Origin of the sequence: Brevibacterium picturae (genome assembly GCF_900105045.1) — a bacterium.
Taxonomy (GTDB): Bacteria; Actinomycetota; Actinomycetes; order Actinomycetales; family Brevibacteriaceae; genus Brevibacterium; species Brevibacterium picturae.
The window spans coordinates 434,718-447,520 of sequence record NZ_LT629739.1; the positions used below are offsets into that span (position 1 = coordinate 434,718).

14 protein-coding genes are annotated in these 12,803 nt (G+C 61.5%); 4 read left to right on the plus strand and 10 right to left on the minus strand.

Annotated features, from left to right (window positions below; genetic code table 11):
- Nucleotides 1–13 precede the first annotated feature (13 nt).
- Entirely contained in the window at nt 14–217 is a 204-nt protein-coding gene (locus tag BLT92_RS02015; protein ID WP_157691305.1) for a hypothetical protein, read from the plus strand.
- Nucleotides 218–244: 27 nt separating this feature from the next.
- Here BLT92_RS02015 and BLT92_RS02020 read toward each other — a convergent pair whose 3' ends face one another.
- Both BLT92_RS02020 and BLT92_RS02025 read right to left on the minus strand, forming a co-directional pair.
- Nucleotides 245–1,003 carry an SDR family NAD(P)-dependent oxidoreductase gene (locus tag BLT92_RS02020; protein WP_092102564.1) on the minus strand — a complete coding sequence of 253 codons (759 nt, stop codon included), beginning with the start codon at nt 1,001–1,003 and terminating at the stop codon, nt 245–247.
- 52 nt (nt 1,004–1,055) lie between these two features.
- On the minus strand, nt 1,056–2,057 hold the full coding sequence (locus tag BLT92_RS02025; protein ID WP_092102566.1) for an acetamidase/formamidase family protein: 1,002 nt from the start codon (nt 2,055–2,057) through the stop codon (nt 1,056–1,058).
- 327 nt (nt 2,058–2,384) lie between these two features.
- Between BLT92_RS02025 and BLT92_RS02030 the strand changes: the two genes are divergently transcribed.
- Entirely contained in the window at nt 2,385–3,029 is a 645-nt protein-coding gene (locus BLT92_RS02030) for a phosphatase PAP2 family protein (protein ID WP_231938976.1), read from the plus strand.
- Between the two features lie 17 nt (nt 3,030–3,046).
- Here BLT92_RS02030 and BLT92_RS02035 read toward each other — a convergent pair whose 3' ends face one another.
- The 3 genes from BLT92_RS02035 to BLT92_RS02045 form a co-directional block, all read right to left on the minus strand.
- Nucleotides 3,047–3,649, minus strand: a complete 603-nt coding sequence (locus BLT92_RS02035; RefSeq protein ID WP_092102569.1) for a PadR family transcriptional regulator — start codon at nt 3,647–3,649, stop codon at nt 3,047–3,049.
- 70 nt (nt 3,650–3,719) lie between these two features.
- Complete coding sequence (gene ligM, locus BLT92_RS02040) at nt 3,720–5,123, minus strand: vanillate/3-O-methylgallate O-demethylase (protein ID WP_092102572.1); 1,404 nt, start codon at nt 5,121–5,123, stop codon at nt 3,720–3,722.
- A 44-nt stretch (nt 5,124–5,167) separates the two neighbouring features.
- On the minus strand, nt 5,168–6,019 hold the full coding sequence (locus BLT92_RS02045; RefSeq protein ID WP_092102575.1) for a methylenetetrahydrofolate reductase: 852 nt from the start codon (nt 6,017–6,019) through the stop codon (nt 5,168–5,170).
- A 251-nt stretch (nt 6,020–6,270) separates the two neighbouring features.
- Between BLT92_RS02045 and BLT92_RS02050 the strand changes: the two genes are divergently transcribed.
- On the plus strand, nt 6,271–7,617 hold the full coding sequence (locus BLT92_RS02050) for an MFS transporter (protein WP_092102578.1): 1,347 nt from the start codon (nt 6,271–6,273) through the stop codon (nt 7,615–7,617).
- 108 nt (nt 7,618–7,725) lie between these two features.
- Here BLT92_RS02050 and BLT92_RS02055 read toward each other — a convergent pair whose 3' ends face one another.
- The 4 genes from BLT92_RS02055 to BLT92_RS02070 all read right to left on the minus strand — a co-directional run bounded on the left by BLT92_RS02055 (nt 7,726) and on the right by BLT92_RS02070 (nt 11,401).
- Nucleotides 7,726–8,247: a DUF3237 domain-containing protein gene (locus BLT92_RS02055; RefSeq protein ID WP_231938977.1), complete on the minus strand. Its 522-nt coding sequence runs from the start codon at nt 8,245–8,247 to the stop codon at nt 7,726–7,728.
- 64 nt (nt 8,248–8,311) lie between these two features.
- Nucleotides 8,312–8,815 carry a DUF805 domain-containing protein gene (locus tag BLT92_RS02060; protein ID WP_092102581.1) on the minus strand — a complete coding sequence of 168 codons (504 nt, stop codon included), beginning with the start codon at nt 8,813–8,815 and terminating at the stop codon, nt 8,312–8,314.
- 170 nt (nt 8,816–8,985) lie between these two features.
- On the minus strand, nt 8,986–10,374 hold the full coding sequence (locus tag BLT92_RS02065; RefSeq protein ID WP_092102584.1) for an MFS transporter: 1,389 nt from the start codon (nt 10,372–10,374) through the stop codon (nt 8,986–8,988).
- A gap of 7 nt (nt 10,375–10,381) precedes the next feature.
- Entirely contained in the window at nt 10,382–11,401 is a 1,020-nt protein-coding gene (locus tag BLT92_RS02070) for an MBL fold metallo-hydrolase (RefSeq protein WP_231938978.1), read from the minus strand.
- A 126-nt stretch (nt 11,402–11,527) separates the two neighbouring features.
- Here BLT92_RS02070 and BLT92_RS02075 point away from each other — a divergent pair, with 126 nt between their 5' ends.
- Nucleotides 11,528–12,457: a LysR family transcriptional regulator gene (locus BLT92_RS02075; protein WP_092102590.1), complete on the plus strand. Its 930-nt coding sequence runs from the start codon at nt 11,528–11,530 to the stop codon at nt 12,455–12,457.
- A 137-nt stretch (nt 12,458–12,594) separates the two neighbouring features.
- Here the strand turns inward: BLT92_RS02075 and BLT92_RS02080 are convergent, their stop codons facing one another.
- A complete protein-coding gene (locus BLT92_RS02080) occupies nt 12,595–12,777 on the minus strand; it encodes a hypothetical protein (RefSeq protein ID WP_092102593.1) in 183 nt (60 codons plus the stop codon).
- Between the last annotated feature and the right edge of the window lie 26 nt (nt 12,778–12,803).

A 12,803-nucleotide genomic window follows, 5' to 3' on the forward strand; every position in this document is an offset into this window, starting at 1 on the left:
GAAGGCGATCATCGTGCCCTTTGAAGACGGTATAAGCAAAGCAACCAAGAATCTCGACAAGGCTGCTGAGGCAGCGCCCACGTCGAAGGTCGTTCATGCCACCGATCATGAAAAGAAGAACGAAGACGCCGTGGACCGCGCACACGACGGGGAGCGTACCCGCGAAGACGACGGCCAAAACGACGTCGAGGGCCAGCACGACGACCCTGACGACTGAATGATGACTCTGGCCCCAGTAGTGACGTCAGAACTGGATCCCGCGAGTCAACGCTCCATCGATCAATAGGTTTGCCCCAGACGTCCGACTCGACAGAGGACTCGACAAAAAGACGACACTCGCAGCTGTCTCCTCCGGCGTACCCATGCGTCCTGTGGGGTTGAGTCCCATAGCGAACGAGAACAGCTCCGGATTGCTCGTCTCGATTCCGGGCCAGACTCCATCCTCGTGATAAGTATTTCCCGGCGACACCGTATTCACCCTGACGCCCTTGTCGGCAAGGCTGAGAGCCAGTCCTGCCATGTATCCGATGATCGCGGTCTTCATCGTGCCATAGGGTCCGGAGGCGAAGTCCGCCTCACGCCCCGAGACACTCGAGATGGAGATCAGCGACGCCACATCGCTCTTCTCCAAATGGGGAATGACGAGTTTGGACAGGTTGACCGTGCCCATCATGTCGACGTTGAACGACTCGTACCAGTTTTCCTCGGTATCCGGAATCGCCAAGGCGCTGACACTGTTGACGACCATGTCGATGCTGCCGAACTCTGCGACCGTGGCATCAACCCATTCGGACAGAGACGTGGCGTCTTGAACATCGAGGACCGTGCCGATCGCTTTGCCTGTCGAAACCAATGACTCCTCTGTCTCGGCAACCTCTGAAGCGTTCCGCGCACAGAAGGCCACGTTGGCACCCTCACCGAGGAACGCCTCAACGATGGCACGTCCGATACCGCGTGTGCCCCCGGTGACCATTGCGGTCTTTCCGCTGATCTTCAAGTCCATGGTGAGACCCTTTCTCTTCGATGTTCGTGGGTGCTGAGTTCGTTCTCTGGGATCAGACCAAGGAGCGAGCACGATCGCGGAGATCCGCGTGGATCCCGTTGAACGCGCTGCGCTCCGGCAGCAGGGACTTCGCGATCTTCGTCATCACGCTGTAATTGGTGTCGACGACATTGGCGACGGGGACCAGTGAGATCTGGGTGAGCAGCTGATAGGCGTCCATCCTGTCCAGCCCGTAGAGTTCGCCGAGCCACTGGATCATCTGCACTTGGGAGATCCTCCACGAATCCTCCATCGGCCGCGATGACCCGACAACCATCCAATGAGCGTCGTCTTCCAGACGCGGCCAGTCCGGAGCACCGCCTTTGATGAGGTCGACGATGATCGTCGAGTTCATCGCTCCTTCCACTGCAGTACCGCAGGCTTCGCCTTCGCCTTGCCGGTAGTGTCCGTCGCCGATGGAGAACATGGCACCTTCGACGTTCACTCCGAAGTAGGCAGTCGTCCCGACTCTCATCTCCGGGGTGTCCATGTTTCCGCCGAATCGTTCGGGGGTCAGGGAGGAGAACACCTCGCTGCCGGCCGGTGCTAGGCCAACAGTGCCGAGCATGGGCTCGATGGGCAGGGCAACCTCGAAGTCGCCCTTGCGTGTCTGGAATCCCACGGTCTGTGCGGCGGAATCGATTTCGTAGATCCAGACGCCTTCGGGAAGATGATCGTGGAGCAGGCTCGTCCTGTCAGTGGCAGTCAGCCCGCCGAAGAAGGGGATCATGGCGGACGCGCCCCAACCACGAGCTGGGGTCAGGTCGACGATGTGGATGGCCAGTGTGTCACCAGGTTCGGCTCCTTCGACATAGAAAGGGCCGGTCTGTGGATTGAGATACCGGGAGTCGAGCACCGTGCTCGGAACGTCGGCGACTGAGGTGATTGCGTTGTTGAACGCGTCCTCGGTCCACAGTCGCAGGGCAGTGCCGGGCTTGATCGTAGCTGCCGGCCGACAACCACCGAAAGTGTAGACGAATTGATTGTGTTCAGGAACAAAGTCGACGACGTCCATACTTGATGCTACGTGATCATTGTCACTGGGCCAATGGTTCTCATGGTCGCTCCAGGGCCACGATTCGGCACCGTGCGCGGCGTCTGTCCTGAACGCCTCATGAACATCCTCGGAACGCTGGCGGCTTCGATCCGCGACATGACAGGGCGGAGGCAGTTCCCGGACTACAGCAGTGTCAACAGCAGCACTTCCGACGGACTAGACTTTCCCTTGATGGTTGTCGATTCACATACGGCGTCTGATGATCCGATTGGCATCCCCTCCGATCGTGACAGACCGCGGGCTCAGAGCAAGGGGTGGCTGAATCAGGCGACCTCAATTTGGGTCTTGACGCTGGGATTCATCGTGCTGACAGTCCTCGCCGCAGGGCCAGTACGAGTACTGGACTACCAACTCAATCGGCGTTGGCTCTATCTCTTCAATCCTGATCTGGTGTGGTTCGCACAGAACATTTTGGATAGCATCGCCGGGCAAGCAGTCTGTCTGCCTGTACTGGCGGCCGTGGCGATCACCCTCGCGTACCGACGCCAATCCTGGCGTCCGATCGGATTCGCACTGGCGGCGGAAGCAGCGTTCTACATCGGCGTCGGGGGTCTGAAAGTTCTCCTGGCACGGCCGGCGACGACCTTGCACGATCCGCGATTCTTCCAAGGTGGTCTGCTCGACTTCGGTGATCGTGGAATCAGCTACCCGTCAGGGCACTCCGCCGAGGCGGTGCTGATCTACGGTGCCGCCGTCTACCTCATCGCCCATTACAGCGGCGCCTCCCAAAGAGTCGTGCACGGACTCAGCTGGGTCGTGGCAGCGATCGCCATGAATTCCGTTGTGGTGTCATTCCTCCTCGGGTGGCATTGGATCACCGACCTCCTCGGCGGCCTCATCGCCGGTGGTCTGTTCCTACGAATCCTGACGACGCTCGACAAGCGGCTCCTCGACCGGGAGCGAAAGAAACTACTCGCTGCAACTCTGTGAGATGCTTCGAACTCGCCCTAGGGCGAAGTCTCTGCGGCAGTGCGCTCGAGTCGCTTGCTGAGCTGCAGCCCCCGCTGCGCCCATTCGATCTCACTCCGGGCACGAGCGGCCAAACCTTCGTAGGCGAACTTCTTGTAGGCGATGGTGACTTCACGATCCGCATCGGCGGTGACCGCCAGACGGCGATTGAGCATGGGCGATTCGAGTGCCTCGATCGTAGCGATCTCGTCCTCCCAAACCTGCAGCTCACTCTCCCAGTGAGAGATGTGCTCGTTGAGGAATGCGTAGACGGACGCCTGGTCGGCTGACTCCAGATAGGCGGCGCGCAGATGGGCGGCATCGCGTGTGCGTTGGTACTTCAGTGGGCCGTTCATCCAGTCGATGAAGGCCTGCTCCCCCGCCTCGGTGACATGATAGACGCGACGCATTCCGGCGGATCCGCGCGTCTGCTCCTCGGCGACGATGAGCTCTTCCGTCGCCATCTTCCGCAGTTCCGGATAGATCTGCGAATCCGGGGCATGCCAGACGTGACCGACGGACTGGGAGAACTGCTTCTGCAGCTCGTAGCCGGACATCGGGCCGATGCGCAGCAGAGCCAGCAGTGCACTTCGGAGACTCATCGTGGTTCCTATTCTGTGAATCAGCGAGGGGCCCGGACACGCTGCCCGGACCCTCCTCAGACTACATCTCTCAGGCGTCTTGGCCGGTGCGCCACCCACCACGGTAGGTCTGACGCGCAACGGTCGAATACGGAACCGGGCTGACGACGACGCCGACCTCGGTCTGCTCATGAGGCTCGACCGATGCCTTCGAGGTACCACCGTCGGGCTCGCCCCAGACGACCTTGAGCTCAGCACCCTCGGGAACGTCAGGGTTGACCGTGGCCAAGGACAGGCCTCGGCGCTCATTGGCCGAGTAACCGGTGAACATCGAGAACCCGACGACATTGCCATCGGCGTCGACAACCGAGTCGTAGTTCGCCGAACCGTAGTTGGCCAAGGGCAGATCGAAGTACTTGTAATTCGGCCCATCGACATTGAGCGGGGAGGCCAACACTTCACCCAAGTCGTGGGCGTCCCAGGCCAGAGTCACCTTCTTGCGCTGCGCTGCCGGATCCATGGCTTCCAGGGCACTGCGGCCGATGAAGTCGTGGTCGAACTTCACGAACGATCCGTAGCCGAGCTCCCACGGGGTCAGGTAGTAGTCCTCGATGTTGTCGGAGACGAAGGACCCGGCCAGTGTGCCGGTGGCTTCGTAGCTGTCAGCGCCGAGCCATTCGCGGTATCCGCGCTCGGCTTCACCGGAGTAGATGGCCGGCAGCGGTGAGGGGATCCAACCCGACTCCAGGGTGTTCGACGGGTAGGCGCGGGCACCGACGGGCAGGAGACCGAACTCGGCACCCGCCTCGACGATGGCATCCCTGATCTCATCATGGTCCTCATACGGTCCCCAGATTTCGAGACCCGGAGCTCCGGCCATGCCGTGGCGCAGGGTGCGGACCTGTTTGCCGGCGATGGTCATGGTCGACATGTTGAAGAATTTCAGCTTCTCCAGTTCGCCGCCGTTGAGTTTTTCGATGATTGCCCAGGCATTGGGGCCTTGGATCTGGAAGCGGTAGTAGCGGCGGCTGACCGCGTGGCCGTAGGGCCGCGATGGGGACCGGCGATCGACCTCGATGTCGAGGTTCGAATAGCCGCCGGTCTCACCGTGGTAGAGCAGCCAGTTCGATGCCGGCGAGCGCCCCACGTACACGTACTCGTCCTCGGCCTCGTGGAAGAGGATGCCGTCGCCGATGACGTGGCCGGATGCGGTGGTGGGCACGTACTGTTTGGCCTTGTTCACGGCGAACTTGGCCACGGAGTTGATCGCGGTGTCGGAGATCAGGTTGATGGCATCGGAACCCTTGAGGAACACGTTGTCCATGTGGTGTGACTGGTCGTAGAGGACTGCGGTCTCACGCCATGCCTTCTGTTCCTTGATCCAGTTGGTGAAGTCGGCGGGGACGACCGGGTAGATGTAGGAGCCGATCTGCGAATTGCGCAGGTGGTCGACGGCATTGGTTGAATCGAGGATCTGCTGGAGATTGTCGGTCATGGTCGGTGAACCTCTCTGTTCTTGTCGCTGTGTGTGGGTGCTGTTTAGGCCTGTGCGGTGAAGTCCTGGACCCATTCGGCCGTGGCCGCGAGTCCGCCGAACGTGTAGAAGTGGGTCTTCACCCCTGATGTCGCCGAGGTGATGGAGTCGTAGGAGGACAGATCGGTGAGGAATCTGTCCGGTCCGGCTGTGCCGAGGAGGTTCGTCAGTGAGAACCCGTACTTCTTCGCGATTCCCGCACTGGTGCCGACTCCGAAGCGGCGAGCATAGCCCAGGAGTCGCTTGATGCCTGCGGGACCGGGAGTGCCGATGCGGATGTCGGCCTCGACGCCGTGGCCGCGCACTTCGTGGACCCACGCCACGACGGCCTCGGCATCGAAGGCGAACTGGGTGAGCACGACTTGGCCCAGCCCCTGTTCCGCCAGCGACGCGCTCTTGGCCGACATGTGCTCCCACAGGGTCTGGGTGCTGATGTCGGGATGGCCCTCGGGGTAGCCGGCGATCCCCACCTCGGCTACGCCGTATTCCTGCAGGATGCCTGTGCGAATGACCGAGAGCGAATCGGGGTAGGGACCTTCAGGGGTCGCGGGGTCTCCCCCGACGACGAAGACGTGGTCACTGGCTCCGGCCTGCTGCAGAGCGTCGAGGAACTCGCGCAGCTCGGTCTCCGACTTCAGTCTGCGAGCCGAGATGTGGGGCACGGGGACGAACCCGAGTTCGAGCACTTCCTTCGCTGCCTCGAGGCGCATCTCGAGGTTCTCATTGCCCAGGAACGTGATGTTGACGCGTGTTCCCTGGGGAATCGCGTGGGCGGCCTGCTGGAGGCCGGGGACGTCTTTGCCGGTCATCTCCAGCGAGAAGTCGTCCAAGACGTTGGTTGCGGTCGATGCCTCCACGTGGTGATTCCTTTCATGAACACTGCGATGGGTTCGTGAAATCACTATACGCATAGGCATTTACCTATGTCCATAGGCAAATGAATGTTCATGCCTGCCGACGCCACCTGGGCGCGCATGACCCGATCGGCACACGGCCATTGCCCGAGCACCTCGGCGCTGATAATGTGCCCATCATCTCGCTATACCTATCTTCATAGGCATCCTGCAACGATGCGGATGCTGAACTCACCACAGAATCGGAGAACGCGGTGGACCTGCGCGAACGACTCAACTCCTCCCGAATGTCGGCGTATCAGTGGCTGATCGTCGGCATCTGCACCTTCCTCAATGCCTTGGACGGCTATGACGTCCTGGCCATCTCGTTCACCTCGAACCAGGTCAGTGAGGAGTTCTCCCTGTCCGGAACGGCTCTCGGCCTCGTGATGAGCGCCGCGCTGCTCGGGATGGCCGTCGGTGCCTTGGCCCTGGGACCGGTCGCGGACCGGATCGGACGGCGGAACATGACGATCATTGCTCTCATCGTCAATATCTGCGGTCTCTTCCTCTCCGCCACCGCCACCTCGGCGACGGAATTGGGCATCTGGCGCATCGTCACGGGCCTGGGCATCGGCGGCATCCTCGTGGGCACCAATGTCATCTGCGCGGAATACGCCTCCCGCAAACGTCGTGGCCTGGTCATCAGCATCTACACCGCCGGCTACGGAATCGATGCCGCTGTCGGCGGTTCGGTGATGGTCTCGCTCATCGCCACCTCCGGGTGGCGGTCGGTCTTCGTCCTCGGCGGATGCCTGGCCACGCTGTCTCTGGTGCTCGTCCTCGTGCTGGTTCCCGAATCGCCGTCCCATCTCTACAACCGGCGACCGGAGAACGCGGTGAAGAAGCTGACGCTGATCGCCCGCCGGCTGGGCTACACCGAGCCTGTTGATCTGAATGCCTCGAGCGCGGAGCAGGAGAACAGGGCGGGCGATTCCGGTGTACTGGCACTGTTCAACCGTCGCAATCGCCGGGTCACCTTCGTCGTCTGGGCAACGTTCTTCATCGTCATGTTCGGCTTCTACTTCGTCAATTCCTGGACCCCACGCCTTATGAACGAATCCGGGCTCACCGACACCTTGTCGATGATCGTCACGGTCGGGCTGACCTTGGGAGGGGCCATCGGATCCGTGGTCTTCGGGCTGTTCACCTCACGCTGGTCAACCCGCTCGGTGCTGATGAGCTTCTCTGTTCTGGCCGCGATCCTTATGGCGGTCTTCATCTTCACGGCGCAGTGGATCGTGCTGGTCATCGTCGTCGGTGTGCTGGTGGGAATGTTCAGCAACGGCTGCATCGCCGGCCTCTACGTCCTCACTCCGCAGTCCTACTCGTCGTCGCTGCGCTCGACCGGCGTGGGCTGGGGAATCGGCATCGGTCGCTTCGGTGCGATCATCGCCCCGACAGCCACGGGTGCGATGCTCGACGGTGGGTGGAGCCCGCAGGCGATCTACGTCTTCGTCGGTGCTGTGCTCCTGCTGGCGGCGGTCGTGCTGCTGGGCATGCGCGGAGTCGATGTCGAGGCGAACCGTCGCCCGGAGGTCCGGGAGGGCGCTGCGGTGTAAGGACTCACTGCTGCGGTGTGACGGCTCGTTGGTGTGTGGCGGCGCTGCAGGCTCGCTGGTAAGGGACGGTGCCGTGGGGCCGATCGGGCTTCGGTGGAGGTTCGAGCGTCACAGCACCTGGAAGATGTCGATCCTCACACCGTTGGGGCTGCGCACACCGGAGCCGATGAAGAGAACCTCGCTCATCCAGGCATAGGGGCCTGACTCGTCTGCGGTCAGTCGCGGTACGCACCGAAAGTAGATCTTCTCGGGGTCGACGTGCTCGCGGCTCATCACCTTGTTGAGGTCATCGCTGCTGCCGGTGCGAATCGCTCGGTTCTCCACGAGAATGTGGTGCCCGTCATCGGTTTTCAGCACATAATCGGCGGCGAGGTGAGCAACGGTGTCGCTGGGATACTGCTGGAAGTCGGCGCCAGCGTTGAGCACTTCTCCGCTGAGTCCCGGGCCGCTGACCCGGCCACCACGGATCGGGACGACCTTGCGCAGTCCGTCGACGGTCGTCCCGATCGTGATCGGTGCGTCCACCGCAACGTCGACGGTCGCAAGGTAGGACAGTTCCGGCGCGGTGATTTCACTCAGAGATGGTGCGCCGGAGTCTGAGGCGTCGAAGTTCTCGGATTGCTGGGTCAATGGTTCGTCTCCTCGGGATGGCTGGCGGCGGCGCTCACAGTGGCCTCGGCGTGAGCGTATACCGTCAGCGCTTGTCGAATCGCTGTCCAGCGGGATTGCTCGACAGCAGGAAGAGAATGAACAACGTGATCGAGCCCAAGATTGGGACGAGTCCGAGAAGTAGGAACCACCCGCTCAGGCCCGCGTCATGGAGCCTGCGCACGCTGAGGCTGATGGTGGGCAGAATCGTCGCGAGGAAGTACATCAGCAGAAACGTACCGATCAGCCCTGCCCCTATGCTGACATCGGTGATGACACCGCCGAAGTGACTCACCCCTGCTGTTGTGATCTGGGTGGCCCCCGCTAGCGCACCGCCCACGCTGTAGACGACGATGCTGAGCAGCGTGATCCACCAGTATTCGCTGCGGCTTGCTCGTCCGAAGAAGACCGCGTACTTACGGAAATAGCGCCGTATCGCCGCGGCCGGTGATGCGCCTGGAAGCGGAGTGTAGGTGCCCAGCAGAGTGCTGTCAGCAGTCGCCTGCACATGCGTGCTCGCATAGTCCCGTGGAATGGAGAGGTGGGTCATATATAAACACTACAAGCAGGGTTGGCGTGTGACGTGGGAAACACGATCGAATTGTTCGGTCAATCGTCGAAGTTCGTGCAGTGTTCATGTGCAGCCGTCGGAAATCCATCCGATTGGAGAGCCGATGGTGTGGGTCCACACGATGCCGACCAGGTCCAGCCGGCGTGAGGTCACACCGCAGTTCGCTGCGTCTTCGTTGTTGCCGGTGCGCCTTCTGTCTCCGGTTCCGACTCTGGCTCACCTGGTTCGGAATCCTCAGCAAAAGGGCGGCTCTTGAATACGGCAATGGCACCGATGACTGCGATCACAGCCCACACTCCGCCGATCAGATACGGACCCGTGCCGGGAATGAGGATCAGCGCCGAGGCGATCATCGGGGACAGGCCTGCGCCCAGGGCCGCCGCCAGCTGGTAGCCGGCCGAGGCACCGGAGTATCTGACCTGTGGTGGAAACAGCTCGGAGACGTAGGCCGCGATCGGTCCGTAGCACATGCCCTGGACGATGCCATTGCCCAGAATGATGGCAAGTGCGTACTGATGGATCTCGCCGCTGACGATCAGGAGGACGATCGGCACCGCGAGCACCACTGCCACAATATGCGCTCCGATCAGCGTCCGCTTGCGGCCGAGGCGGTCGCTGAGACGTGCGACCACGAACGTGACGATCAGAGTGATCAGGGCCCCGAGCGCTTTCCACTTGAGCACTTCGGACTTGTCCTCACCTGCCGCCACTGCGACGGAGACGCCCCAGACGGTGGTCAGCCCCTGCGAGACGTAGATGGTCATCGTGGCCAGCAGTGCAATGAGCACCTGCTTCTTGAAACGAGCGAAGACTGTCAACAGCGGCACCTTCCGCTCTTCGCTTTCGGATTCGAGCTGCTGGAAGGCCGGCGTCTCGCTGACTTTGAGCCGGATGACGAGTCCGACGACGATGAGTACTGCCGACAGGAGGAAGGGCAGTCGCCATCCCCAGGTGGCGAATCCATCGCCGGTGAGTGTCGCGGTCAATGACAGAACGAGGGTCGCGAGGATGGCGCCGGCGGGCCCTCCGGCGTTCGCGAAAGCTGCGGCCAAACCTCGGCGCTTTTTGGGCGCATGCTCCAAGGCCATGAGGGCTGCGCCTCCCCATTCTCCGCCGACTGCTACGCCTTGGATGATGCGCAGGATGAACAGTGAGATCGGTGCGATCATTCCGATGGATGCCGTTGGTGGCATGAGTCCGATGATGACGGTGACTGTTCCCATCATGATCATCGAGACGATGAGCGCCTTCTTACGGCCCACCTTGTCACCGAAGTGACCGAAGATGACCCCGCCGAGCGGCCGGGCCAGATACCCTGCCGCCAGCGTGCTGAAGGAGGCGAAGAGGGAGAGCCCGGGGCCAAGGCCGGCGAAGAAGAGTTGTGCGAAGACGATCGAGGATGCTGTGGCATAGAGGATGAAGTCGTAGAACTCGATCGCGGATCCGACAAAGCTCGAGGCCAGGATTCGGCGCATCTCCGGAGTTCGCAGTGAGGTCTGCAGGCCGTCGGAATCGACAACGTCATTGTTGTTCGTCATGGTGTGTTCAGCTCCTGATAGTCACGTTGGCAGGTGTGGTCACGGAAAGGGAGTCGAGGTCTTCGGGAACGAGGAATGTTCCGGTGAACTGTTCGCTCCCCCGGGACCAGACGGAATCGTCCGCTGATCCGGGGACAAGGTGATGAAGGGCCAGGGTTCGTGCCCCGGCGGCGTCGGCGATTCGGATCGCCCCATCGACAGAGGTGTGCGATTTGTAGTGATGGTCGCGTGAAGCGATACCTTCTGCATCGGTCCGATGGCTGTAATTGTCCTCCACCCAGCTGAAGTCGATGGCCTCGTGCAGGAGCAGATCGGTGTCCTGGGCCAACCGCACCATGTTAGCGGTTTCGCAGGTGTCACCGGAGACGGTCACAGATCCGAATTCGCTGTCGAAGCGGAAGGCGAACGCCGGTGCGATGGGTGGGTGCTCGACCAGGATCGCGGAGACGGTGACCAGATCGTCTTCGAAGACGACGAACGGTTCCATATCAGGGGTCGGAAGGTCATTCGGGTGGTAGCCGACCTCGGCGGGAACCTCGATGTCACGGGGATCGAACAGCAGTTCCGGTGACGGGCGCAGGGAATCGAGGACCCGGTCGTTGAGGTCGGTGGCATAGGCCTCGACAATGCTGGTGAACATGTCTGAGACGCCAGGGGTCGGATTGTGCGGAGCAACGGGCTCTGGAGCTGTCACAGCGCGTGAGGATACGGGCGGAAGCTCACCGCGTCGCCCCGGACCGATGAGAGGAACCGGAGCACCGACGCGCTCCTGAAGCTCGTGCATTCCGAAGACGATGAGAGAGGGCAGATCGATCGTATGATCCGAGTGCAGGTGGGTGATGAATACTCCCCCGAGATCGGCGAGATCCAATCCGGACTGCCGAACCCTGCGCCCCACTCCGTGTCCGGCGTCGACAAGGTAGAACCGGTCATCGACAACGACCGCGGTCGAGATTCCCGCCCGGTCCTTGGCGTCGCCTTTCCACCATCGCGGACCTCCCGCGGTCCCCAGGGTGATGACTTTCATCTTTGAACTGTCCATTGTGAGATTGCCGCGTGCTTCGTTGCTCAGGTCGGTTGACTCAGCCCAGTCTTCCGCGGCACGATCAAAAAGAAAATCAAAATATTATCGGCATAAACATAGGTAAAAACGATGAAGGACATCACGCTCCGCCAGATCGAGTACTTTCTCGCCGTACTTGACCGGGGATCTCTCAGCGCCGCGGCCGCTGCATCGAATGTGTCACAGGCGACTGTGTCAGCGGCCCTCAGCCAGCTCGAAAAGCAGTTGAACGTCACGCTCATCGCCCGGGGACCTGCCAGGCGTGCTCGACCGACGAGCGCCGGCCGTGAATTCGGAATCCGGGCCAGGTCGGTCCTGGCTACTGTCACCGAAGCTGTCGAGTCGGTCAATGAAGACTCCGCTGTTCTTCACGGACCATTGCGCATCGGATGCATTCCTACGGCAGCGCCGAGGATGCTTCCCGGCACGGCGTCGTGTTTCGAACGGCAGTTTCCCGACATCGACATCAGCTTCGTCGAGGCCCATCCGACGACGATTCAGCAGATGATCCTGGCGGGTGAGGTCGATCTGGCGGTGATGTACCGCAAGCAGGCGCAGATCGAAGGATTAAAGAAACATCCGTTGTCAGAAGTTCAACTGCACGCATTGGTCTCTGCCGATCATCCGCTGGCGAAGCGTCGGGGAGTGGATATCGCTGAGCTCGTCGGTGACCCGCTCATCCTCCTTGACTCCCCACCGACAGCAGATCTGCTCATCGGGCAGATCCGTGGTTTGGGGCATGAACCGAATGTCAGGTGGCTGCTGCCCAATGCCGAGACAATCCGGTCGATGGTCGCCTGGGGGCTTGGCTTCTCCTTGGCGAATGCGGTACCCCACCCGGATATCCGTTCGTTCCAGGGCATGAAGGTCACATACCTGCCGGTGACCAATCCCGAATTCTCGAACACCATCGTGGGGGTGACCGTGGAAGACGCGCGAATGCTGAAGAAGGTGACGACGGCGCTGGACGTGCTCAGACAAGTCGCGGAGGACACAGCCCCATCGAATTGGGCGAACTGACCACCGCACACATTAATACCGGCAACAGATGGATGCGCCGCGGCTGACGAGCTGTCGCGGAGGAGCTGTGGCCTGACCCTCCGCGACAGTCGATTCGCCGGTGTGACGCCGCGATCGTCGTTTCAGCAGCGGACCCGTCAGTAGTGTCCCGGCGGGTCGCTGGCGGGGAACGATTCGTCTTCCCACTCGTCGACCATTCGGTCCTCGTGGTCGTGACGGCTCTCCGCGGTCTCTGACATTTCAGCGGAACCCTCGGTCGCCTCGGCGGGGGAGGTTGAGGACTCGTCCTGCCCATTCTCTGGCTGATGATTCTCAGACATGGCTGCACCTCCCCTCGGAAATCAGT

What these genes read in the sequence shown, in the direction of transcription:
- BLT92_RS02020 (WP_092102564.1), bottom strand. Translation starts at nt 1,003, where the DNA reads ATGGACTTGAAGATCAGCGGAAAGACCGCAATGGTCACCGGGGGCACA.
- BLT92_RS02025 (WP_092102566.1), bottom strand. Translation starts at nt 2,057, where the DNA reads ATGGACGTCGTCGACTTTGTTCCTGAACACAATCAATTCGTCTACACT.
- BLT92_RS02035 (WP_092102569.1), bottom strand. Translation starts at nt 3,649, where the DNA reads ATGAGTCTCCGAAGTGCACTGCTGGCTCTGCTGCGCATCGGCCCGATG.
- ligM (WP_092102572.1), bottom strand. Translation starts at nt 5,123, where the DNA reads ATGACCGACAATCTCCAGCAGATCCTCGATTCAACCAATGCCGTCGAC.
- BLT92_RS02060 (WP_092102581.1), bottom strand. Translation starts at nt 8,815, where the DNA reads ATGACCCACCTCTCCATTCCACGGGACTATGCGAGCACGCATGTGCAG.
- BLT92_RS02065 (WP_092102584.1), bottom strand. Translation starts at nt 10,374, where the DNA reads ATGACGAACAACAATGACGTTGTCGATTCCGACGGCCTGCAGACCTCA.
- BLT92_RS02070 (WP_231938978.1), bottom strand. Translation starts at nt 11,401, where the DNA reads ATGAAAGTCATCACCCTGGGGACCGCGGGAGGTCCGCGATGGTGGAAA.
- BLT92_RS02075 (WP_092102590.1), top strand. Translation starts at nt 11,528, where the DNA reads ATGAAGGACATCACGCTCCGCCAGATCGAGTACTTTCTCGCCGTACTT.
- BLT92_RS02080 (WP_092102593.1), bottom strand. Translation starts at nt 12,777, where the DNA reads ATGTCTGAGAATCATCAGCCAGAGAATGGGCAGGACGAGTCCTCAACC.